Source organism: Streptomyces sp. NPDC036813 (assembly GCF_055609245.1).
The window spans coordinates 621213-644161 of the sequence record NZ_JBVJPV010000002.1 but is presented as its reverse complement, the minus strand read 5'-3'; the positions used below and the strand labels follow the sequence as shown (position 1 = coordinate 644161).

The 22949-nt window shown below is 69.4% G+C and carries 19 protein-coding genes and 2 pseudogenes; 11 read left to right on the top strand and 10 right to left on the bottom strand.

The features are described from left to right. Positions 1-81 precede the first annotated feature (81 nt). From ACZ67Q_RS06940 to ACZ67Q_RS06930, 3 genes and pseudogenes are all read left to right on the top strand, one after another. Entirely contained in the window at positions 82-2475 is a 2394-nt protein-coding gene (locus tag ACZ67Q_RS06940) for an RICIN domain-containing protein (RefSeq protein ID WP_471177405.1), read from the top strand. 242 nt (positions 2476-2717) lie between these two features. Then, positions 2718-2927 (top strand): hypothetical protein, encoded by a 210-nt coding sequence (locus tag ACZ67Q_RS06935; RefSeq protein WP_471177402.1) that lies wholly within the window; start codon positions 2718-2720, stop codon positions 2925-2927. A 24-nt stretch (positions 2928-2951) separates the two neighbouring features. Then, positions 2952-3901 (top strand): annotated as a pseudogene (locus tag ACZ67Q_RS06930) (FAD-dependent oxidoreductase); the annotation flags it as partial. Between the two features lie 188 nt (positions 3902-4089). On the opposite strand, the gene ACZ67Q_RS06925 reads toward ACZ67Q_RS06930, so the two are convergent. After that, on the bottom strand, positions 4090-4875 hold the full coding sequence (locus ACZ67Q_RS06925) for a helix-turn-helix domain-containing protein (RefSeq protein ID WP_471177399.1): 786 nt from the start codon (positions 4873-4875) through the stop codon (positions 4090-4092). Between the two features lie 63 nt (positions 4876-4938). Here ACZ67Q_RS06925 and ACZ67Q_RS06920 point away from each other — a divergent pair, with 63 nt between their 5' ends. Next, entirely contained in the window at positions 4939-5745 is an 807-nt protein-coding gene (locus tag ACZ67Q_RS06920) for an SDR family NAD(P)-dependent oxidoreductase (protein ID WP_471177396.1), read from the top strand. Between the two features lie 156 nt (positions 5746-5901). Here ACZ67Q_RS06920 and ACZ67Q_RS06915 read toward each other — a convergent pair whose 3' ends face one another. Further along, positions 5902-6378, bottom strand: coding sequence for a MarR family winged helix-turn-helix transcriptional regulator (locus ACZ67Q_RS06915; RefSeq protein WP_471177394.1), 477 nt, complete (start codon positions 6376-6378; stop codon positions 5902-5904). A 39-nt stretch (positions 6379-6417) separates the two neighbouring features. On the opposite strand from ACZ67Q_RS06915, the gene ACZ67Q_RS06910 reads away from it, so the two are divergent. Together ACZ67Q_RS06910 and ACZ67Q_RS06905 are read left to right on the top strand one after the other, a co-directional pair. After that, positions 6418-7371 (top strand): alpha/beta hydrolase, encoded by a 954-nt coding sequence (locus ACZ67Q_RS06910; protein ID WP_471177391.1) that lies wholly within the window; start codon positions 6418-6420, stop codon positions 7369-7371. A gap of 403 nt (positions 7372-7774) precedes the next feature. After that, complete coding sequence (locus tag ACZ67Q_RS06905; protein ID WP_471177389.1) at positions 7775-9055, top strand: geranylgeranyl reductase family protein; 1281 nt, start codon at positions 7775-7777, stop codon at positions 9053-9055. A gap of 495 nt (positions 9056-9550) precedes the next feature. Here the strand turns inward: ACZ67Q_RS06905 and ACZ67Q_RS06900 are convergent, their stop codons facing one another. Continuing rightward, a complete protein-coding gene (locus tag ACZ67Q_RS06900) occupies positions 9551-10144 on the bottom strand; it encodes a TetR/AcrR family transcriptional regulator (protein WP_471177387.1) in 594 nt (197 codons plus the stop codon). A 211-nt stretch (positions 10145-10355) separates the two neighbouring features. Here ACZ67Q_RS06900 and ACZ67Q_RS06895 point away from each other — a divergent pair, with 211 nt between their 5' ends. After that, the gene (locus ACZ67Q_RS06895) at positions 10356-11294 is read left to right on the top strand and encodes an alpha/beta fold hydrolase (protein WP_471177384.1); all 939 of its coding nucleotides are present in this window, start codon (positions 10356-10358) and stop codon (positions 11292-11294) included. 520 nt (positions 11295-11814) lie between these two features. On the opposite strand, the gene ACZ67Q_RS06890 is transcribed toward ACZ67Q_RS06895, so the two are convergent. The 5 genes from ACZ67Q_RS06890 to ACZ67Q_RS06870 all read right to left on the bottom strand — a co-directional run bounded on the left by ACZ67Q_RS06890 (position 11815) and on the right by ACZ67Q_RS06870 (position 14954). Continuing rightward, positions 11815-12522, bottom strand: coding sequence for a DUF1963 domain-containing protein (locus ACZ67Q_RS06890; RefSeq protein WP_471177755.1), 708 nt, complete (start codon positions 12520-12522; stop codon positions 11815-11817). Between the two features lie 334 nt (positions 12523-12856). Beyond that, positions 12857-13480 (bottom strand): DUF3159 domain-containing protein, encoded by a 624-nt coding sequence (locus tag ACZ67Q_RS06885; protein ID WP_471177381.1) that lies wholly within the window; start codon positions 13478-13480, stop codon positions 12857-12859. Beyond that, positions 13477-13794, bottom strand: a complete 318-nt coding sequence (locus tag ACZ67Q_RS06880) for a hypothetical protein (RefSeq protein WP_471177378.1) — start codon at positions 13792-13794, stop codon at positions 13477-13479. The genes ACZ67Q_RS06885 and ACZ67Q_RS06880 overlap by 4 nt, the downstream gene beginning before the upstream one ends. Before the next feature lie 3 nt (positions 13795-13797). Beyond that, a complete protein-coding gene (locus ACZ67Q_RS06875) occupies positions 13798-14274 on the bottom strand; it encodes a DUF2269 family protein (protein WP_471177375.1) in 477 nt (158 codons plus the stop codon). Continuing rightward, positions 14271-14954 carry a DJ-1/PfpI family protein gene (locus ACZ67Q_RS06870; protein WP_471177372.1) on the bottom strand — a complete coding sequence of 228 codons (684 nt, stop codon included), beginning with the start codon at positions 14952-14954 and terminating at the stop codon, positions 14271-14273. Before ACZ67Q_RS06870 ends, ACZ67Q_RS06875 begins: the two co-directional genes overlap by 4 nt. A 188-nt stretch (positions 14955-15142) precedes the next feature. Between ACZ67Q_RS06870 and ACZ67Q_RS06865 the strand changes: the two genes are divergently transcribed. Further along, complete coding sequence (locus ACZ67Q_RS06865; RefSeq protein WP_471177369.1) at positions 15143-16117, top strand: GlxA family transcriptional regulator; 975 nt, start codon at positions 15143-15145, stop codon at positions 16115-16117. A 251-nt stretch (positions 16118-16368) separates the two neighbouring features. Here ACZ67Q_RS06865 and ACZ67Q_RS06860 read toward each other — a convergent pair whose 3' ends face one another. Continuing rightward, on the bottom strand, positions 16369-17574 hold the full coding sequence (locus tag ACZ67Q_RS06860; protein WP_471177367.1) for a cytochrome P450 family protein: 1206 nt from the start codon (positions 17572-17574) through the stop codon (positions 16369-16371). A 947-nt stretch (positions 17575-18521) separates the two neighbouring features. Between ACZ67Q_RS06860 and ACZ67Q_RS06855 the strand changes: the two genes are divergently transcribed. Genes ACZ67Q_RS06855 through ACZ67Q_RS06845 form a run of 3 tightly spaced genes read left to right on the top strand, consistent with a single transcriptional unit; the run spans position 18522 to position 22527 of the window. After that, entirely contained in the window at positions 18522-19469 is a 948-nt protein-coding gene (locus ACZ67Q_RS06855) for a tyrosine-type recombinase/integrase (RefSeq protein WP_471177365.1), read from the top strand. Continuing rightward, positions 19466-21952, top strand: a complete 2487-nt coding sequence (locus tag ACZ67Q_RS06850) for a tyrosine-type recombinase/integrase (protein WP_471177362.1) — start codon at positions 19466-19468, stop codon at positions 21950-21952. Before ACZ67Q_RS06855 ends, ACZ67Q_RS06850 begins: the two co-directional genes overlap by 4 nt. Further along, entirely contained in the window at positions 21949-22527 is a 579-nt protein-coding gene (locus tag ACZ67Q_RS06845) for a DUF6262 family protein (RefSeq protein ID WP_471177359.1), read from the top strand. The genes ACZ67Q_RS06850 and ACZ67Q_RS06845 overlap by 4 nt, the downstream gene beginning before the upstream one ends. A 242-nt stretch (positions 22528-22769) precedes the next feature. Here the strand turns inward: ACZ67Q_RS06845 and ACZ67Q_RS06840 are convergent. Next, positions 22770-22931: pseudogene (locus tag ACZ67Q_RS06840) on the bottom strand (hypothetical protein); the annotation flags it as partial. Positions 22932-22949 lie beyond the last annotated feature (18 nt).

Genomic DNA, 22949 nt, shown 5'->3' with positions numbered 1-22949 from the left:
GAGGCGACGTTCATGCCAAGACTCGGTTCCCCACCACGCCGGCACCCTTCCCTGCACCACCCCGGAGTCACCTTCTGCTCAGTGTTGTTCCTGTGCCTGGCCCTGCTGAGCGGCGTCGGCATGTCCACCGCCCGGGCCGCGGCCCAGGCCACCACCGCCATCACCGTGGACGGGGCGAGCCCCGGCCGCACCTTCGACGGCGTCGGCGCGATCAGCGGCGGAGGCGGCAACACCCGGCTGCTGGTGGACTATCCGCAGACCCAGCGGGACCAGATCCTGGACTACCTGTTCAAGCCCGGATACGGCGCCGCGCTGCAGATACTCAAGGTGGAAGTCGGCGGCGACACCAACTCCACCGACGGCGCGGAGTCTTCCATCGAGCACGAGCGGGGCACGATCAACTGCGACAACGGCTACGAGTGGTGGCTGATGGAGCAGGCCAAGGCCCGCAACCCGAAGATCAAGCTCGCCGCCCTGTCCTGGGGCGCGCCCGGCTGGATCGGCAACGGCACCTTCTGGTCCCAGGACATGATCGACTATCTGGTGTCCTGGCTGGGCTGCGCCAAGCAGCACGGGCTCACGATCGACTACATCGGCGGCTGGAACGAGCGGGGCTACAACGCCGCCTGGTACGAGAAGCTCGACGCGGACCTCGCGGCCAAGGGGTACGGCTCGATCAAGATCGTCGGCGCGGACAGCGACTGGGGCATCGCCACCGCGATGCGCAACGACCCGGCGCTGAACTCCGCGGTGGACATCATCGGCACCCACTACCCCTGCGGTTACCTGTCGGCCATGACCACCTGTTCCAGCAGCAGTGACGCCCAGGCCACCGGCAAGCAGCTGTGGGCGAGCGAAAACGGATCCCAGGACCTGGAGACCGGCGCGGCACCGATGGCGCGGGCCATCAACCGCGGCTACCTCGACGGCAAGATGACCGCGTTCATCAACTGGCCGGTCGTCGCGGCCCTCTACCAGAACCAGTGGTTCAACACCGACGGCCTGGTCCGGGCCGACCAGCCCTGGTCCGGCGCCTACTCGGTGGGCACGAGCACCTGGGTGACCGCGCAGACCACGCAGTTCACCGAGCCGGGCTGGAAGTACCTCGACACCGCGAGCGGCTACCTCGGGGGCAACCGCGCGAACGGCAGCTACGTCAGCTACGCCTCCCCCGACAAGTCGGCGTGGAGCACGGTCTTCGAGACGGCGGGCACCACCACCGCGCAGACCGTGACCCTGGCGACGGCGGGCGGCCTGCCCGGCGGCACGCTCCATGTGTGGTCCACGGACCTCGGCGCGGCCTCCCCTCGGATGACGGCCGGCACCGACCTGACGGCCACATCCGGCACCTACACGCTCACCCTGCAGCCCAACCGCGTCTACACGGTCACCACGACGACCGGACAGGGAGCCGGTACCGCCACCGGCCCACAGCGCCAGGTTCTCCCCCTGCCGTACTCGGACACCTTCAGCTCCTACGGCAGCGGCCGGGAGGCGAAGTACTTCGCGTCGATGAACGGCGCCTTCGAGACGGCTGCGTGCGGCGGCGGACGCAGCGGCCAGTGCCTGCGGCAGATGGCTCCTGTCACGCCGATCCGCTGGACGAACGAGAGCGCGCCCCAGCCGTACACGGTGATGGGAGACCTGAGCTGGTCCAACTACACGGTCGCCTCGGACGTCCTGCTGGAGAAGGCCGGTTCGGTGGATCTGCTGGGCCGCGTCGGCATGCAGGGCCGCAACAACAACGGACTGAACGCCTACCGGCTGCGGCTGAGCGACACCGGCGCCTGGTCCCTGCTCAAGAGCGACACCGCCTGGAAGTTCACGACATTGGCAAACGGCACGGTCGCCGCGCCCGGCACCGGAACCTGGCACCGGCTTTCCCTCACCTTCGCCGGCGGCACCATCACCGCGAGCATCGACGGCAGGCAGGTCGGCCGGGTCACCGACACCAGCTACGGCGGCGGCCTGACCGGCCTCGCCACGGGCGGCTACTACCCGGCCCAGTTCGCCAACTTCTCCGTCACGCCCGGCACCACCGCCGACCTGTCCGGCACCTACCGACTGATCGACAAGAACAGCGGCAAGGTCCTGGACGCCTCCGGCGGCGGGACCGCCGACGGCACGCCGGTCGTCCAGTGGACGGCCAACGGCGGCACCAACCAGCAGTGGCGCCTGGCCACGACCGGGGACGGCTACTACACGATCACCGGCGTGGGCAGCGGCAAAGCCCTGGACGTGCCCAACCTGACCCGGTTCCCCGGGACCCAGCTGAACCTGTGGACCGTCAACGGCGGGGCGAACCAGCAGTGGCTCGTCGCCGCGTCCGACAACGGCATGTACACCCTGGAGTCCCGGCTCAGCGGCGACCTCGTGGACGTCAGCGGGGCGTCCACCGCTGACGGCGGCAAGGTCGTTCAATGGCCCCGCAACGGCGGCACCAACCAGCAGTGGCAACTGATCAAGGTCAACTGACGCACCCGGCGTGAACGGCCCCCGTCCGCCTTCCCGACGGGCGGGGGCGCCGCATGCAGCGGGCACCGGGCCGCCCCGACTCAGCAGCCCGGGGACGGACGCGGAACATCACCGTCTCGGGTTCTGCATCGGGGCTCGGAGGCTTTCGCAAGCCGCCACCCGACTCGCCGGACACGGTCCGACGCGACGAGTCCTTCCACGGTTGCGCCGCCCACACCCGCAGCCCGGAGTGCGTCGCCGCGATGGACGAGCTGATGCGACGGGCCGTGCAGGAGCGCACCGCGGCGATGTGCCGGAAGGCCGCGATCCGCGACGCCTATGCCCGTGGCGTGGCTGTCGGCTCGACCGACGACGCGCCCCTGATAGAGCGGCGACGCAAGGCCATGGCGCAGATGCGTCGCCGCATGCGTGAGGACCTGGGCATCGGACCCTCGGAGTCGAGTGAGGTGTGACCGGCCCTGAGTTCGTCCCAGCCGGTCTACGAAGCAGAACCCTCCCCGACCGCGCGGTCCCAGGGCGGAATGCTCGACATCCACGATTACAACGGGCAAGTCGCCCTACAGGCTGCCGACTTGATGGACGAGTTCTGCGGCCTGATCCTTGAGGGTCGACAGGCCATGCGTATCTTCGCCCCGAACGGCGAGCTGCTGGTCGACCAGGCCGACGACGGCACGGGCGGCCGGCCCGAGGTGCAACGCGGCGACCTGCGTCAGCTACTGCTCGACTCACTCCCGGACGGGACCGTCCGGTGGGGACACGAGGTCAACGCCGTATGAAGCCTCGGCTCCCGACGCCACGAAGTCACTTTCACCAACGGCAGCAGCATCACCACCGGTCTTCTGGTCGGCGCGGACGGGGCCTGGTCGAAGGTCCGGCCGCTGCTCTCCACCGACGTACCCGAGTACACCGGAAGGTCGGTCGTCGAGACGTACCTCTACGACGCCGGCACCCGGCACCCGCCTGTCGCGAAGACGGTCGGCGGCGGGTCGATGATGGCGGTTGAGCCGGGCCGGGAGATCTTCGCCCACCGCGAGAACGGCGACACCCTGTGTGCCTACGTGGGCCTGCACAAGCCCCGCGAGTGGTTCGACAACGTCGACTTCTCCGACGCCGCCGCGACTGCACACGGGATGCGGGAGTTCGCCCAATGGGCCCCGGAACTGACCGCCCTGCTCACCGAAGCCGACCTCCCCCCTACCCTCCGCCCCCTCTACGCTCTGCCGGCCGCCCACCGGTGGCCCCGCATCCCGGGCGTCACCCTGCCCGGCGACGCGCCCACCTCTCACCATCGAACGGCGAAGGCGCCAACCTCGCCATGCTCGACGCCGCCGAACTCGCCCTGGCCCTCGCCGCCCACCCGGACGCCCCCGGAACCGCCCTCACCGCCTACGAACAAGACCTGTTCCGCCGCAGCGCAGCCCCATGACTTCGACGCACCCGACCCCGATGACCCGGCCTACGACCTGATCGCCGAGCACCTCAGGAACCAGCCGTAGCGAGCACCTCAGGAACCAGCAGTAGGGCGGGGCCCGGCCGCAGGTGGGGGGCCCTTCCCACTTTCCGTCACCAGAACGGAGATCGAGGCTGCCGCGCCCACGGCAACCGTCTGGCGCATCACAGGAGACGCGCCAGCGCCAGCTCGGACGGGCTCCCGGCCTTCGCCTGGTACACGATGATCACTTGTTGCTCGGCGCCGCCGACGGTGAGTGCCTGCCTTCGCAGGGCGAGGCTGCCGACGACCGGGTGTGCGAAGTGCTTCAGTTCGTCACGGGCGGGCCGCGTCTCGTGCCGCGCCCACATACGGCGGAACTCCTCGTCCGTCTCCAACTCGGCGATCAGGCGGGCGGTCCTGGGGTCGTGCGGGTCCGCTTCGGCGCGCAGGGCCGCTGCGGTCTGCGCGGCCACCTCCGCCCAGTCGGGGAAGAGCCGGCGGGACGCCGGGTCGAGAAACACCGCCCGGACCAGGTTGCTCCCGGGCTCGTACATCGGGGCGAGCGCACGGGCCGGCTTGTTCGCCGCCAGCACGTCGAAGCACCGGTCGCGCACGTACGCAGGGCGGTCCGCCCACGCGTCGAGCAGCCGGTGCACGTCCGCGGAGACCTCGGTCCGCGACGGCGGCACGGGGGCGGGGCCGGCGAGGGCGTGCAGGTGAGCGGAGGCGTCGGCGTCCAGCTTCAGCGCCCTCGCGAGGGAGCGCAGTACCTGGGGCGATGGGTGTCGGTCTACGCCCTGTTCGAGCCGGACCAGGTACGGCTCGCTGATTCCGGCGAGCCGGGCCAGTTCCTCCCGGCGCAGTCCTGCCACCCGGCGACGTCCACTGGCGGGCACCGCCACGTCCGCCGGAGCGACCCGTCCGCGCCGGGCCTTGACGAAATCTCCCAGAAAGTTGTCGGCCGCCATGGTGCGAGGGTAACCCTGTGGGGGTGCTGGCTGCCGTGGTGTGAACGGCGCAGGCTCGATGCCATGAAGACCTGGTTCATCACCGGCGCGTCCCGCGGCTTCGGCCGTATCTGGGCCGAGGCCGCACTCGACCGCGGCGATCGCGTCGCCGCCACCGCCCGCGATCCCGAGACCCTGCGGCCCCTCGTGGACGCCCACGGGGACAACGTCCTCCCCCTCCGCCTCGACGTGACGGACCGCACCGCCGCGATCGCCGCGGTGCAGCGGGCCGCCGAGTTCTCCGGGCGCCTGGACGTGGTCGTCAACAACGCGGGCTACGGCCTGTTCGGCATGGTCGAGGAGACCACCGAGGAACAGGCTCGCGCGCAGCTCGACACCAACCTGTTCGGCCCGTTGTGGGTGACGCAGGCGGCCCTGCCGTACCTGCGGGCCCAGGGCAGCGGTCACATCCTGCAGGTATCCAGCCTCGGAGGCCTCGCCGCCTTTCCCACACTCGGGCTGTACAACGCCTCCAAGTGGGCCCTGGAGGGGATGAGCGAGGCCCTGGCCCAGGAGGTCGCCCCCTTCGGGATCCACGTGACTCTGCTCGAACCCGGCCCCTACGGCACCGACTGGTCGGGGGCCTCCGCAGTGCACACCGAGCCACTCCCCGCCTACGAACCCGTCCGCGCCGCGCGCCGGGCCGGTGCATCCGCCCGCACGCCCCAGGACGCGCGAGGCACCGCCGCCGTTGTCCTCGAACTCGTCGACACCGACGCACCGCCCCTGCGGCTCTTCCTCGGCACCTACCCCTATCCGGTGGTCGAGGCGGCCTATCGGAAGCGGCTCGACACGTGGAACGAATGGCGGCACCTCGCGGCCAGGGCGTGACCGGCACGGAGCACTCCGCGGCGCCCAGGCTCTGCGCGCATCACCTGCGGCATTTTCTGGCAGGTCTGGAATTCGGCCGGGCCAGAACCGAGGGGGGCCGCTTGCTGTACCTCGTGCAGGCCGGATGCCGCCGTCCACGACCCGAGGTGATGCTCGTCAGCCCGCGGGTGTGCCGATCTGGTTGCGTTCGAGCACGGAGCGCAGCTTGGAGAGGGCCTGTGCGGCGGCCGTCGCGGAGGAGTTGTCGAGAGTGCCTCCGATCAGCTCGGCCACTTCGGCGGTGAAGGTTTTCTCTGCTGCGTCGACGAGCTGAGTGCCGCTGTCGGTCAGGGCCACCAGCGAGGAGCGGCGGTCGGCTGGGTTCGGCTGTCGGGCGGCCCAGCCCTGCTTCTCCAGGCGGTCGATGGTCTTGCTGGTCGCCCCGATACCGATGGCGAATTCGGCAGCGAGGTCCGCCACGCGGGACCCGGGGTGGTCGCGCAGGTAGCGCAGGGCCTCGTACTGCGAGGTGACGATCCCGTGCTGCTCGCGGAGACGGTCGTTGAGGGCGTTGTACAGACGCGTCTCGCATCGGACCAGGTCGGCGAAGAGGCCCGGGAGGTCGGCTGTCTCGCCGCTCGATGTGGATGCCATGGCATATAGTGTACGCTACATTCCGCAGCATATAATTCCATGGAAGTAACCTATGGCGGGAGCGTAAGTATGAGCAAGGAACAGCGCGCGAAGATCGACGCGATGCTGCGGCAGCCCCGACCTGAGGGTCCGCGGTCGGTCGAGGCGATCCGAGCCGGATTCCGGGAGCTGATGGCCCGGATGATCGTGCCCGACGGCATCCGCACCACGCGGACGACGCTCGGCGACCGACCCGCACTGTATGTCGAGCCCGACAACGGGCCGCGCGCCGGGACGATCCTGTACTTCCATGGCGGCGGCTGGGTGTTCGGTTCTCCCGAGACAGCCCTGTCGCTGACGGGACACCTGGTGGCCAAGACCGGCTTCGAGGCGTACTCGCTGGACTACCGGCTTGCCCCCGAGCACCCGTTCCCGGCCGCAATCGAAGACACGCTGAGCGCCTACCGCGCCCTCCTCGACAGCGGCAAAGACCCTTGGACCATCGTGTTCGCCGGCGACTCCGCCGGCGGCGGCCTCACCGTCACCACCTGCCTCGCCGCCCGCGACGCGGGCCTCCCACTGCCCGCCGCCATCGTCGCGTTCTCCCCGGGCCTGGACGCCACCCGAACCGGCGAGAGCATGGACACCAAAACGGGCATCGACCCGATCTTCACCCGCGAGGCCGTTGAACACACCGGAGCCATGTACCTCGCCGGAGCCGACCCGCGTCAGCCCCTGCTCAGCCCGGCCGTCCTCGCCGACCTGACCGGCTTCCCTCCGATGCTGATCCAGGTAGGCACCAACGAGATCCTGCTGGACGACTCCACGCGCCTGGCCGCGCGTGCGAGGGCAGCCGGAGTGGACATCATCCTGGATGTCACCGCCGACGTGCCGCACGTGTTCCAGTCGTTCGCCGGCGTCCTGGACGAGGCGGACGAGGCACTGGACCGCGCAGCACTCTTCCTCGGCCAGCGCATCCGCGCCGCGAGCGCAGCGCACACGTCAGCAGACTAGGGCCAGCCCCGGCCTCACCCGGGCCGCGACCTCCAGGTCGTGTCGGCAAAGTCAGGGCAGCCGGAGCAGTAAGCAGGCCAGGGTGACCATGGCTTCGTAGTGGTGGGCGCGTTTGTCGTAGCGGGTGGCCACGGCCTCGTTCACGCGGGTGCGCGGTCAGTGGTGTCCGGGGCGGTGGTGCCGGCGGCCCCAGGACTGGAGGAAGCGGCCACGCGGATGAGGAACTCCGGTCACCGAGGCGACGTCCGCGCCCGGCTCAAGGTGGACCGCGTCCCACACTGCCGTCCAGGACGTGCAGCCTGTCTCCAGCGCGGCCACGATGAGGACGGCGTGACCAAAACCTCGTGGCCGGGTTGCACACGGCGGCCCCGCCACTCCGGCAGTTCTGCCGGGACAGAAGGAGATGCCCGTGCCGTCCGCTGCCGCTCATGAGTACGCCGACGTGATCGTCGTCGGTGCCGGCCCCGCCGGATCGACCGCCGCCTACTACCTGGCCGCGGCGGGACACAGCGTCCTGCTGCTGGAGAAGGCAACGTTCCCCCGGGACAAGATCTGCGGAGACGGACTGACACCCCGCGCTGTGAAAGAGCTGACCGCGATGGGGGTCGGCATCGACGGTGACGGCTGGGTGCGCACCGCGGGCCTGCGCGTGCATGGAGTCGGAGCCACGGTGGAGATGTCCTGGCCCACGGTGTCCTCCTTCCCCGCCTTTGGACTCGTCAGGACCCGTGAGGACTTTGACCAGCTCCTGGCCCGCCACGCCGTGGCGGCCGGGGCCCGCCTCCTGGAGGCGACCAGGGTCACGGAACCTGTCTTCGACGCTGCGACCGGTCGCGTCGGCGGCGTGATCGCCCAGCATGGCGGCAGCAGGCGTACTTACCGGGCACCGGTGGTCGTCGCCGCAGACGGGGCTTCCAGCCGCCTGGCCGTCGCACTCGGCCTGCACCAACGCATCGACCGGCCCATGGGAGTGGCCGTGCGCCGCTACTACACCGCTGCCCGCCGCAACGACGATCACCTCGAGATCTGGCTCGACCTGAAGACTCGCAACCGGAACGGGCGCACGTACATGCCGTTCGGTTACGCGTGGATCTTCCCCGTCGGCGGCAGCACCTTCAACGTCGGTCTCGGCACCTTTCACGTGGGGCACAAACCGGACGTGGACCACCGTCGCATGCTCGAGGAGTGGACGCAGCGTCTGCCTCCGGCGTGGAACTTCGACGAGGCCCACGCCACCAGTCCGGTCCGGGGAGCTCCCCTGCCGGCCGGTTTCAACCGGCACCCGCAGTACACGCGGGGCGTGCTGTTGACCGGCGATGCCGGTGGGATGATCAACCCGCTCAGCGGTGAGGGCATCGACTACGCCATGGAATCCGGTCGTCTCAGCGCTGAAACCATCACCCTCGCCCTCACCCAGCCCACCGCCGTCCAGCGCGAGCAGATTCTCCAGTCCTACCCTCACCTCGTCCGCAGTTGCTACGGCAGCTACTTCACACTCGGACGCCTCATCGTGCAGGCTCTCAACCGCCCCGCGATCATGAAGGCCGTCGCCACCAACAGCATGCGTCTCCCGGCTGTGCGCAACCTCATGTTCAAGCTATGGACCAACCTCTCCGACCCGCACAGCAAGGACGCACTCGACCGTGTGATCACCGCGGTGCAACGCCTGACACCACCGGCGTGAGCATGCCGTCAGGACACACGGCGGTCATCGGCATTCCTACCGCAACCTGAACCTCCTCGGCCGCTACGGCTTCACCGCCGGCGTCTTGGCCGTCGACGCCCTGCGTCCGCTGCACCATGCGGGCGCACCGGACGGGGACGACGACGGGAGCGGACAGGACTGATCGTGGTGTGATCCGGGCCGTGATGAGCTTGCGAGCCGTCGCCTTGGTCAGCCGCTTCGCGGCCGTCGCGCAACGCTGCACTGGCTGCCCCCGGTACCGGAGACCGAGCGACCGAGCACAGCCCGGCCGGTTGACCGACCGTCCACTGGTCAGCAACGACAGGCACGCCGCGGTCATGCTCAGCGAGGACGACGGAGAACTCTGCGAGTGCCGCACGGCAGTCAAAGACCTCCAGAAGATGCTCCGCCGGAGCGAGTCCGGAAAGGCGCGGGCCGCTCCCTCGACCTCATGAAAGAACGGTGCGTACCAGGCTGCCGGCCCGACTGGCCGTATCAGATCTGTTTCGCGCGCAACGCCTGCGACAGGGCGTCCACGGTCACGCCCACGATGGTCAGCAACTGCGCCCGGCTCGCCCCGGCCCTGCTCATGACGGCGAGCGACTGGTTCACAGCCGCCGCGTGCAGAGCGAAGGCTTCGGCGTCCTGGTCGGTCAGTCGGCCGGCCTTCAGCGCGGTGCGCAGGCGCAGACGTTGGAAGCCGAGCGCCTGCTTGGCGTGCGCTGCGACGCTCGGACTCAGCACTGGGACAGCCATGGCTGACTGGGCAATCAGGCATCCATCAGGCAGTTCGGGGTCGGCGATGCGCTCGAGGGTGACGTCGAAGAACGCGCGAAGAGCGCCAACGGGTTCCGAAGCTGCACACGACAGGGCGGTGTCGTACTTCTCGCCATAGCGCGCGGCGTAGCGATCCAGGCAGCGCAGGAAGAGCGTGTCCTTGTCGCCGAGGGAGGCGTAGATGGAACTGCGGTTCAGGCCGGTTGCCCGAGACAAATCGTCCAATGAGGTGTCGGCGTAGCCGTCGCGCCAGAACTGGATCATCGCGGCGTCGAGCGCCGTGTCCATGTCGAACTGCTTCTTGCCTGCCACGCGGCACTTCCTTGCCGATGCGTCGATGGTGCGGACTGTGTTGCGCACCAGTCTATCTTGAACCGATCAGTTCAAGATGTGTAACCTTCGAGCGTGGTGATGGCCAGGCATACCGCGCACTTCGCGACCGGGCGAGCACACCGCGTGGTCCCAGCCACCGCCGTCAGCTACACCGGCCCAACCGCACACCTGACACCGACGGAGGATCCCCGTGACCGACCAGGCAACCGGCTCTCCGCATGTCTCCGAAAGCAACCCCATCCGCGACCTGCCCCTGCAGCATCTGGCCGGATTCACTCACCGCTGGGTCGACGCGGACGGCGTCCGCCTCCATGCCGTCGAAGGCGGACGGCCGAGCGGCCCGGCCGTCGTCCTGCTCGCCGGATTCCCGCAAACCTGGTGGGCCTGGCGAAAGGTGATGCCGGGCCTCGCCCACCGGTTCCACGTCATCGCGATCGACCTGCCGGGTCAGGGCCACTCCGAGCGTCCGGAGCGCAGCTACGACACGCACGCGGTCGCCGGGCACGTCCACACCGCCGTGAAGGCTCTCGGAGTGTCGACTTACTTTCTGGTCGCCCACGACATCGGCGCCTGGGTCGCTTTCTCCCTCGCCCTGAACTTCGAGAGCCACCTGCGCGGGGTCGCTCTGCTCGACGCCGGGATTCCCGGTATCACTCTCCCGGAGGCGATTCCCACCGACCCGGATCGAGCGTGGAAAACCTGGCATTTCGCGTTCCACATCGTGCCCGACCTGCCCGAGACGCTGCTTGCCGGCCGCGAACGTGAGTACGTCGGCTGGTTCCTGAAGATGAAGGCCCTGTCTCCCGACACGTTCGACGACGCCGAGCTCGACCACTACGCGGCGGCCGTCGCCGTCGACGGCGGCCTGCGCGCTTCCCTCGCGTACTACCGAGACGCCGCGGAGTCAGCGCGCAAGAACCGCGAGGCGCTCATGTGGCGGCACCTGACCGTGCCCATCCTCGGAATCTCCAGCAGCCACGGCTCCGTTCCGGACATGGCCGCCTCCATCAGCCCGTGGGCCGACAACACCACCGGGATCGTCGTGCCCGAAGCTGGACACTTCATCCCCGACGAGCAGCCCGAAGCCATCACTGCCGCGATAACAGACTTCATCGCCGACGACGACTGACACCCGTCGAACCTACCGACCGTGGTGCCCAAGGCCCACGAAATCTGACTGCCTCACGAGGCGAATTGCGGTTGAAGAATCTGGTTGAGTGGAGCAGCAGGTCATCAGTGACGAGTTCGTGAGACGGCCCCGACGAAGCCGGGCAGTTGACGGTACGCACGGTGGCGCCGTAGTCGTCGGTGGCTCGCAGGATTTTGCGTCCTGTGCGGCTGCCGGCCAGGCCCGCATCAGATACCACTCCGTGGGTCTCGTCGGAGGCGAGCTCGACTGCGGTGTCACGGCCGCGGGAACGGATGCGCAGCCGGTAGTCGCCGGGCCCTGCGAAGGAGACCGAGACCGCCCGCGACCAACTGCACCGCTTCACGGGTTTTACCGCCGTGCCCCTTCCGCGGGCCAGGTGAACGCCGGGGCAGGAGCGGCACGCGTTCCGGGCGACCGATCGTCACGTTGGCGGCACGGACCAGATGGCGGGCGGGCGGCTGATGAGCCCTGGGGTAACCGTCGTCCCCGCCCCACACGGTCAGGCCATTTCGACGTAGCGGTGGACCCGGTCGAAGCGCCGGGTCGCCAGGTCCCGGTGGCGGATCACCCAGTGGGCCGTGCCGGAGTCCAGTTCCGTTACGTCGTCGCCGCACCTCCAGGTGGCCAGGAGAACCCAATCGTCGGCGCCCTCTCCGTGACCCGCACCGCCTTGCCCGAAGGAGCCGGCCTCCCCGGGATCACGGGCGTAGTGGACGGGGTCGTTCTGGGGCGAGACCGGATGGCCGCCGATCTGCAAGGTCCAGGAAGGGCGGTAGCCACCCACGTCCGCCCAGGCGTCGCCGAGTTCATCGGCGAGGTCGAACTGCTCTTCCTCGGGGAAGTCGCCCCATCTGTCGACGGCGAAGCTCTCCGGCATCTGCGCACTCAACTGGTACCAGGCCGTCCGGAGTTCGCGCGGCCGGTACGGTTCGCGCCAGCTGTGTTCGAGGGGGCTCGGGGTCGTCGGGGTCCCGGCTGGTACGTACAGCACCGCGTCGGGCGCCTGCCCCTCGACGCCGTGCACATCGGTGCCGGAGAAGAAGAGCAGGTGGCCGTCGGCGGGCAGCGGGAGGTTGGTCGCGCCTGGCGGGAGGGCCGCGAGGTCGACGGAGGCCACGAAGGGATCGGACGGTTTCGGCACGCCGTGCGGCAGCATGGGGTCACCGCCGACCCGAGCTACGAGGGGCCCGTCACCGCCTTCCGTCATGTACACCGCCGGCAAGGTGACACGTATCCATTCCTCCACCTCCACCGGCGGCAGGCCCCGGGATGCCGCCTCGACTCGAAAGCGGCTCAGTCTGTCCACGGTCTCGTCGATCACCGGACCACCCTAACCGGCTCGTGAGCGGGCAGCGGCAGAGCCGAACTCGCCTGAGTGCACGGACATTTGCGTTACTGGACCATCGTTGCCACGCCGGGATGTTCTCCCGGTCTCAGTGCAGGGCTGTGGAGAAAACGCCTGCTCGCCCGCCTCCCGTTCCAGTGAAGTGGTATCTGGTGGCTTCCGAGAGCACCTCTTCGTGCAGAAGGGTCCACGTTGCCTACTGCGCCCGGACCGCGTTCGATTGCCTGGAAGCCGGGTCTGCACTCGGGGCCGACTCGCGGTGGCGGGCGACGGCCACCCGCGACAGAGCCAGCGTGAGGGCGGTGATCCCGGGCCACAGCACTCCCATGACGACGTGAAGGCCGCCGAGCCAGGCGATCTGCGCACGACTGTAGAGTGCGGCCTGCGCCGCCAGGCTCGCCACGCACACCAGGCCGATGAGCACCGTCATCCAACGATAGAAGCGGTGCAGGGGCTGGTGCGAACGCCAGTGTCGTGGGCCGCCCGCGACCCGGTTGGCCACCAGGCCGGCCAGCGGACGGCCTGCCAGCACCGACAGCAGGCAGGCCGCCGCTGACGCTGCGGGCAGCAGCATGGGCAGCGGGAAGAAGCCGCGCGCCTGCCCGGTACCGACCGCCACGGCCGCGCAGGTCACCGCCAGCAGCGCGCCTACCGCCGCGGGCCGGAGATACCGACGGATCCACAGACCACAGCCGAAAACGAGCGCCCCGGCCGCTGTGGCCGCCACAAGAGCGGTGCGCAGCCCGTCGGCACCGTAGGCGGTCACGAACGCCAGAGTGGGCGCGGCCGTGGCCGCGAGCGTGGGCAGGCGGGCTCTCATCGTGCCCCCGCGACCGCGTCCGGAGCGGGCTGTGCACCGGTGCGCTCCAGGGCGCGGAGTGCGAGCAGACCTCCGATGCCGGGAATGACGGCGCGCAGCGCGGCGCCGGTGCTGCGCTGCGAGTCGCGCCAGGCGGCCAGTACGCCGAAGAGCCATGCGATTCCGTGTACAGGACCGAACAGCGCCGCGATCTGCTGGGCGTCCCCGGTGGCGATGTTGAGCAACAACACGGTGAGGCTGACCAGTTCGATGGTTGCTGTAGCGCGCAGCGGCTTGCGTGCGAGCCGTGGCGCGGCTGCGGAGTCGGCGGTCATGGGTCACACTCCCGTGGTGGAGCCTGGGCGGAGGATCATCAGGACGGTCACCGTCGCCCAGAGCAGGTTGAAGGCGCCGGTCAGCATGGCCAGGCGTGCGGTCTGGGCACGCTCGACGACCCCCGTCCCAGGCGCGGATTCGGCCAGGCCGGCGAGGAGGCGTTCCTGGGCCGGAAGAACCAGCAGCGCCAGCACCAGTGCGGCTGCACCGGTCAGCGCGATCGACGTGACCAGCCAGGGACTGTCCAGCACATGCATCTGGCTCGCGGTGGCGAAGCCGAGGGCGGGAACGGCCAGACCGACTGCGGCGTAGACGCGGCAGATGCGGTGCAGCACCCGTACCGTGGCGACCGCCTCGTTCCGGTCGGGCGAGCCGGCGGCACGGCGGGCCGCGGCGGGAAACATGCTGCCCGCCACGGTCACCGGGCCGACGGCGACGATCGCCGCGAGCACGTGCAGGATGAGCAGGAGCTTGGTCATCGCGGGTGCCCCGCGCCGCCGGCGGCGGACACCGGCGCGGGCCCCTGGTCGCGCCAGACGACGCCGCGGCGCTCATAGGCGAACAGCTGCTCCACCGCGAGCGCGACCTTCGGCCCGATCTCCCGGTCCAGCAGATACAGGCCCAGGTCGAGGCCGGAGGTGACGCCGCCGGCGGTGACCAGGTCGCCGTCGTCGACGACCCGGCCCGGGGCGACGTGCACGCCGCCCGCGCCGAGCAGGTCCAGACCCTGATGATGGGTGGTGGCGTGGCGGCCGTGCACGAGTCCGGCCATCGACAGCACCAGTGACCCGCCGCAGACCGTGGCCACCGTGGTGCCCTCTGTGGCCAGTGCGGCGGCCAGCAACTTCGGGAGTTCGGTGGTCAGCGCACGGCCGAGGATCGCGGGAATCTGTTCCTCTGCGGAGCCGTCCGCGCCCGGCCCGGGGAGCCTGCCGGCCGCGCCCGGAACGACGACCAGGTCCGCGCGGTCCGGGGCCAGAGAAGCGGCGGCCGGCAGCGCGACGCCGGGGATTCCGCTCGGCACCTGCCTGCTTCCTTCAGCGGAGACCAGTTCGACGGTCACCCGATCGGTGAAGGTTCGGGCGGCGCTGAAGACTTCGAACGGGGCGATGACATCCAACGGGTCGAAACCATCGAAGAGGACGAACTGGGCCAGCATCGGCGACTCTCATTTCCCTGGATCCTTGACTGCCGCGCTCACGCTAGGCGGCACAACAGGCCCCGCCCATGGGCTTGAATGACACAAATCAACGAGTTCTCGCCACTTCGCTGACCAGTGCTTTCACGACACACAACCGTCTGGCCAGGGCGATGTGGTGCGGCTGGAAGTGGGCGTAGTCTGCGCGGATGCACACGGTTGCGATTCTTGCGCTGGATCGGACGGTGGCCTTCGACATGGCCATCCCGGTGGAGGTGTTCGGACGCGTGCGCCTGCCGGACGGGCGTCGCCCCTACCGGGTGCGCGTCTGCGGTACCCGACCGGAGGTGCCTACCGAGACGTTCACCATCCGTGCGCCCTGGGGGCTGGACGGCCTCGCCGACGCGGACACGATCATCGTGCCCGGCCGGGAGGAAGGTGCGGGCCCGCCCCCGGTGGAGGCTCTTCAGGCTCTGCGCGACGCCGCCGCCCACGGCGCACGCATCGCCTCGATCTGTGGCGGCGCCTTCACCTTGGCCGCCACCGGCCTGCTGGACGGCCTGGCCGCCACCACCCACTGGATCGCCGCTGATCAACTCGCCCGGCAGTACCCGGCAATCGAAGTGCGCCCGGACGTCCTCTACGTGGACAACGGTCAACTGCTCACCTCTGCCGGGGCCTCCGCCGGCATGGACCTGTGCCTGCATCTGGTGCGCAGCGATCTGGGCTCGGCCGTCGCGGCGGACGCGGCCCGACTGGCCGTCACCCCCTTGGAACGCGAGGGCGGCCAGGCCCAGTACATCGTCCAGCAACCCCCGGCGCTGCCTCGCGGCTCACTTCTGGAACCGACTCTGGCCTGGATCCAGGACCACCTCGGCGAGGACCTCACCCTGGAGGCCATGGCTGCCCGCTGCGCCATGAGTACCCGCACCTTCAGCCGCCGCTTCCGTGAACAGACCGGCACGACCCCGCTGCAATGGCTGCTGCGCGCACGCGTCCGGCACGCCCAGTACCTACTCGAGAACAGCGATCATTCCGTCGAACGCATCGCCGTCCAGGCCGGTTTCGGATCCGCCACCGCCTTCCGTGAACGGTTCAAGCGCGTCACCGGCACGACCCCGCAGACCTACCGGGCAACGTGGAAAGCCGCCGACTCGGATCGAACCCCTACCGCTCCCGACTGACGTGCGCAGCGTCGAGATGCCCACACTGTGCGCCGTGCTCCCGCGCCTGTTCCAGCTCGTCGGCAAAGAGCTTCCAGCACACGGCGACTGGACCTTCATCGCCCGGGCACTGCAAGCAGCCAAAGTCTACGAGTAGTCCATGGCCCGGCTTCCGTCGCCTTGCCCCGCGCCAACTTCACGCCTTCCCACCGGCGTCGAAAGAGGCACCCGATGTAGAGCTCGGCGTTCGGGCTCGGCGGCGGAGCCCACGTCTACCAGCGCACCGGCAGCTCTCGCAGGCTGCGCATGAGACTGGTGCGCCACTGCGGTGTGCCGTCACCGTCGAAGGCCAGGCGGGGAAAGCGGTCCAGCAGAATACGCAGGGCCACGGTCGCCTCCAGGCGGGCCAGCGGGGCGCCCAGGCAGTGGTGCAGGCCGTGCCCGAAGGCGAGGTGGGCGCGGGTCGGGGCCGGATCGCGGCGGATGTCGAAACGTTCGGGGGCGGGGAAGCGCGAGGGGTCGCGGTTCGCGGCGGCGATGGAGAGCACGACACGCGCGCCCGCCGGTATCCGGGCGCCGCCGAGGGTGATCGGTTCGGCGGTGTAGCGGTAGGTGCCCGCCGGTGCCGGCGACTCGAAGCGGAGCGTCTCCTCCACGGCTCCCTGCAGCAACTCAGGGTTGGCGCGGAGCGCGTCGAGCTGCCCGGGATGGCCGAGCAGCAGGTGGACGGCGTTGGCGATGAGGTTGACGGTGGTCTCGTGCCCTGCGACGAGCAGCAAGAAGGCCATGCCGAGCAGCTCTTCCGGGGTGAGCCGGTCGGTGCTGTCCCCGTCGTGGGTGCGCACCAGTGCGTGCAGCAGGTCGCTCTCCGCCCCGTCCCGAAGCCGCCGTTTCTCCTCCGCCAGCTCCGCGAGGTACGCGGCCATCTCCTGGCTGGCGCGGGCGGACTGCTCCGCATCGTCGAGGGCGACGACCCTCGTGGACCACGCCCGGAAGGCATCCCGGTCCCCGTCCGGCACGCCGAGCAGCTCGCAGATGATGGTGAGCGGCAACGGATAGGCGTATGCGGCCACAAGGTCGGTACGGCCGTCGGCGGCCACGGCGTCCAGCAGCGCACCGGCCGCCTCCTCGATGCGGGGCCGCAGCGCCTGAACGCGGCGGGCGGTGAACTCGCGGGCCACCAGTGTCCGCAGGCGGGTGTGATCGGGCGGATCGACCTGGAGCATGTTACGGCCCACGGCGTACAGCCCGTCGTCCTCGAAGTCGGCAGAGTGCCGCACGTCGTTGCGCAGCCTGGGGTCCGCGAACGCGGCGCGTACTTCCTCGTGCCCGATCACCAGCCATGACTCGTCCCCGGTGGGGAAACGCACGTGGTGGACAGACCCGCGGGAGCGCAGCGCGGTGAAGGCGGGGTAGGGGTCGGCGGTGAAGTCGTCGGTCAGGTCGGCGAGTCGGACGGTGGGGTGATGCGTGCGCATTGACGGCTCCCGACAGAAGTGGGGACTATTCCCCGTTTATAGGCCAGGTGCGACCGTACCATGAAACGGGGACTGGTCCTCGTTTCGGTCTTCTAGGGCAATGCCCGAGCTGGCCTCCGGCCCGGTCGCGCCAGCGATGACACGTATGGGGACCAGTTCCCACCGACGAGCACGGCCCAGGGCTCGGTTGTCTTGGGGTGGATGCCGAACGAGTAGTTGGCGGACGCGGTCAGAGTCTGGGGCCGGGAGGTGCGCGGCGACGGCGGCAGGAGCACTGATCCGGCTGTGAACGTGCACCCCGTCGGCACGCCGGATCACCTGCTTCCCCCTGTCGATGCGGTGGACAAGAACCGCTGCCGCGTTGTGGCAGTGGCCCCGGCTCTCGGGAAATGCCACGGCGGCCAGCGCCGCGTACGGCGCTCAGGCCCGGTGGCGGGAGGGCGGCGAAGACGATCAGGTGGGCGGGCAGTTCCTCCGCGAGGCGGGGTGTGCTGTGGTGGTCGGCGGCCGCGCGCCGCTGCAACGCCTCGAAGGACATCCGGTCGCCCGCCCACACGACCAGCTCGCCGTCGAGGACCAGGCCCTCGGGCAGGTCCGCGTTCTCTGGGGGTTCTCTGATCGTGTCGTGACGTCGTACGCCGTGCCCTCGTTGGGGGTGCGGCGGCGGTTCTCAGGGGGTGTGGCTCTGCGATGGATCGTTGCGGTCGACTCGTTGAGCAGAGGTACAAGTGCGTGCTTTTCCTATCCGGATGCCCTCAGGTGTTCGGTACTGGACTGTGGTGGATGGCGCGGTACGGGTGGTTGAGGCTCCCGATCGCTTCCTGAGAGAGACTCGGCTGGCGCGGGGGCGGGCGGAGACGACGACGAAGGCATACGCGGAGGGCCTGTCGTTGTTCTTGCGCTGGTGTGACAGGACCGGTCGCGACTGGCGGACTGCCGCCCGCGACATGGGGCTGTTCGTGCTGTGGCTGCGCTGGACGCCGGGGAACGGCGGCCAGCGGCGTACGGTCGTTCCGGGCCCAGGGGGCCGGCCGGAGCGGGGCGACGGCCGGATCAACAAGGTGCTTACGGCGATTCGGATGTTCCTGGTCCATGCCGTGGTCAACAAGGAGGCGCCGGCTTGGGTGCTGGAGCAGGTGTATGAGCTCGGCGACGACCGTGACCTGCCGGTGGAGGCCAGGGGTGAGAGCGACGGGCTGCGTTACCAGCTGCGTGCCCGTCATCGGCTGCAGGAGCCGGAGAGCGAAGTGGACCGGGCCAGCGACGAGGAGGTCGTCGCGATGTTCCGGTCATGCCGTTCAGCACGGGACCGGTTGACGCTGCTGCTGCTCGCCCGGGTGGGACTGCGGCCGGGGCAGACGGCGGGACTGCACCGCAGTGACCTGCACCTGATGGCGGACTCGCGGTCGCTGGGGTGCGACATCGAGGGCGCTCACGTCCATGTGGTGCGGAGGCAGAACGAGAACAACGCCTGGTCGAAGTCGAAGAAGTCGTGGGCGATGCCGGTGGACTTCCTCGTGGTGCGCGCCTTCGACCTCTATGCGGTTGAACGCCATCGCCTGCTGGGAGCGGGTGGCGGCGACTTCCTGCTGGTCAACCTGTTCCGTCCGCCGTTGGGTGCGCCGGTGAGTGCGGAGGCGATCGGGGAGCTGTGCGAGTCGCTGTCCATGCGGGCCGGTCTCGTGCGCCGGGTGACGCCGCGGATGTGTCGGCATGCGATGGCCAGCAACGTCGTGGACTCGGGCGGCACGCTGGATGAGGTGCAGGCCCTGCTGGGGCAGAAGCATCCGGAGTCGTCGCGGCCCTACCTTCACCCGGAACGGGAGCGTCTACGTAACGCCGTCGAGCGTGTCCCCTCACCTCGGCTGGCCTTCGGCGACGACAGCGCGCGATGAGCCTCCGGGTGGTGCCGCTTCAGGTCGAGGAGGGCCGCAGCCTGCGGTTGCGGCGGGTGCGGGAGGCCATCGAGCCGTCGTTCCTGCAGCTGATGCAGTGGGATCCGGCCGTGGGCCGGCTGATCTTCCCGAAGGATCATGTCCAGCTCGGTGGTGTGGCCTGCCGGGTGGAGGGCTGCCGCAAGACGTCGTTCAAGTTCGCGGTGTCTCACGGTCTGTGCGACACCTGTGACTTCCGCTGGCAAGCCGCCGGGGTGCCGGTCGAGGAGTTCTTGGCCACGGCGAGACGGACTTGGCGCTACGTCGGCAAGGATGCCTGCTGCGTGCGTGATTGTCCGCGGCCCTCCAAGAGCGCCAAGGAACCGTTTTGCTACGCGCATCTGCATCAGCAGCGAGTCAGTGGGCTGCCCATCGAGGACTTCGTACGACGGCCGGACGTGGTCGCTCTGCCGTCGTTCGGGATCTGTCAGGTGCTGGCGTGCGACCGGGAGAAGGATTACGAACGCACCCTGTACTGCATGGCCCACCGCAACCGGCTCAGCGTCGAGACGCGCAGCGGACGCGTGGCCGATGAGGAGACCTGGCGCAGGACTACGAGCCCCATCACGATCACCGGCGAGATCAACCTTCGCGGCCTGCCCGAGCTGCTGGTCGCAGAGATCATCTTCGGTCTGCAGGAGAGGACGCGATCCGGAGCCAAGACCAAGGACCACTCGCTCAGGCCCCTGTGTGACACGGGCCGTCGCCAACAGGTGCGATCGATCACCGAGATCGACCTCGTGAGCTTGACCCGGCTGCAGTGCCAGCTGGTGGCCGCCTTCACGACCAGTGTCGACCGGCTCGGCGCGACGCCGGAGACCGAACACCTAAAGGACGTATGGGACTTGATGGTCTTCGGGATGGTGGGGCACCTCCGGTTCGCTGATATCAGCCAGCCCTGGCTGCGTGAAGCGGCGAAGGCATGGGCGGTTGAAGAACTGCCACAGCGCCGCGGCAAGCGCGCACACATCACGGTCCAGCGCGGTATCAAGAGCCTGGCGAAGTTCTCGGAGAGCCTGCGGCTGCAGCGCGACGATCACGGGATGAACTACCGGCGCCTGGGCCGGTCGGACATCGTCGCCTTCCTCCACCGGCAGGCGTTCCTGCAGCAGGAGGGCGCCCTGTCCCCGGACGGCCGCTACAAGCTGATCACCAGATTCCGCCAGGTCCTGCGCCGCATGCGTTCCCTGGGGCTCACCGGCCCCGGCCAACCCCTGGACGGGCTGCCCGGTGACGTGATCCTCAGAGAGGAGGATATCCCCGATGAGGCAGAGGATTCCGAGGCCGGCAACAACCTCCCGCAGGAGGTCATGCGGCAACTCTGCTCCCAGCTTGACGCGCTGGGTGCCATCGCGCCCCCGCACATCAGGATCGCAGTGGAACTGATCATCGACACGGGACGCCGACCGCAGGAGATCAGCTATCTGCGATGGGACTGCCTCGATGCCGATGATGACGGCCAACCGGTCCTCATCTACGACAACTACAAGTCCCACCGCCTTCGCCGGCGCCTGCCCATCGGCGCGGCGACCGCCGCATTTCGTGGGAGTGTTCGGAAAGCGCCGACGCGCGCTCTCCTGCTGCCGGGTGATAAGGACTTGGCGCTGCTGCCCACGCAGATCAGCAATCCCCACGGCATCAAGACGATCTGCGAGGACCTGCTCGCCCAAAGGCACCGCACCTGGGTTAACGGACTGCCCGACCTCTACTTCAACGTCGTCGTGGAAACCGACGGGCGGCGCACAAACCAACAGATCCCTTTCGACAAGGCGCGCGTCTTCCTCTACGCCTACCGGCACAGCTACGCCCAGCGGCACGCCGACGCGGGCGTCGCACCCTACGTGCTCAAAGAGCTGATGGACCTCCGTCAGCTCAGCACGACACAGGGCTATTACCGGGTGAGCCACCAACGACGGCGGGAGGCCGTCGAGCGGGTCACGGCCATGCAGTTCGACCGGCACGGCCGCCGGATCTGGCGCCAGGCCCAGCTCGTCCTGGACTCCGAGCACGCGCGCCGCGCGGTCGGCGAGGTCGCCGTTCCCTACGGATTGTGCACCGAGCCGTCCAACGTCGCCGCCGGCGGCCACGACTGCCCCGTCCGTTTCCGCTGCGTGGGCTGCGGCCACTTCCGCACCGACGTCTCCTACCTGCCCGACCTGGAGTCCTACCTCGCCGACCTGCTGCGCAGCCGCGAACGCCTGGCCGCCTTCAGCGCGGATGACTGGGCCAAGGGCGAGGCCATGCCGTCCGACGAGGAGATCACCCGCGTCCGTCGCCTCATCAGCCGCGTCCGCGCCGACCTGGATGAGCTCACCGCCGAGGACCGCGCACAGATCCAGCAAGCCGTCCAGGTCGTCCGCCGCACCCGCCAGGTCGTCTCTCTCGGCCTGCCCAGAGTCCGACAACCCCTGCCCGACCTGCGTCCTGAAAGGCCCACCGCGTGACCAGCCCGATGATCGAGGGGAAACGAGCCGACTCCGCCCGCCGCCGCGAACGCGTCCTCCAGGCCCTGGATGCGGCCCTGCGCAGCGGTCAGGACATCACCGTGTCCGGGCTCGCCCGCACCGCCCGTGTCGACCGCACCTTCCTCTATCGCCACCGCGACCTGCTCGAACGCGTCCACGCAGCGGCAACCACCCCTGCCGAGGCAGGCAAAACAGCGGCCGTGAGCAGAGCCTCGCTCCAGGCCGACCTCGCCAACGCCCTTGAACGCAACACCCGGCTGACGGCGCGCGTCCGGCAGTTGGAGAAGCGTCTGTCCGAGGAGCTGGGCACAACCGTCTGGACCGAATCCGGCCTCGGTGCCCCGGCCGACCTCGACCAGCTCCAGCGCCGTATCACCGAACTGGAACAGCAACTCGCCGACCTTCAAGGACAGTTAGACGAACGAACCGAAGAGCTGGACGCAGCGCGCGCCGCCAACCGTGAACTGACCCGGGCTCTGAACCACACTCCGGAGGGAACAGGCCTTCGGGGAGGATCAGAACGGCCAGTAGCAGGAGCGGTCAGCTGCCAGTGAGCTGGTTCGGAACGCGGCCGGAGGCGCGGAGCTCCTGCAGGTCCGGGATGTGGTTGTAGAGGGCGCCGGGGCTGACCCCGAGGAGCTTGGCGATCGGAGGTGATCGAGTTCTCGGGGTTGGGCAGCATGTCGCGGACGGCGTGGATGATCTTGGGGGTGGCCACGGTGGGCCGACCGCTGACCCGGCCGCGGGCGCGTGCGGTGTCCAAGCCCTCGCGTGTGCCGGAAACGATCAGCTCGCGGATGAACTCGGCGAGCGCGGCGAAGACGTGGAAGATGAGCCGGCCGCCGGGGGTGGTGGTGTCCAGGCGCTCGTGCAGCGAGGTGTTGGGACGAGGACTTGATACCTCCTGGGCATCAACGCAAGCCAGCGGGGTCGACCTTGGACCACCAGCTTCCCGCATCCGATCTTGCACACGGGT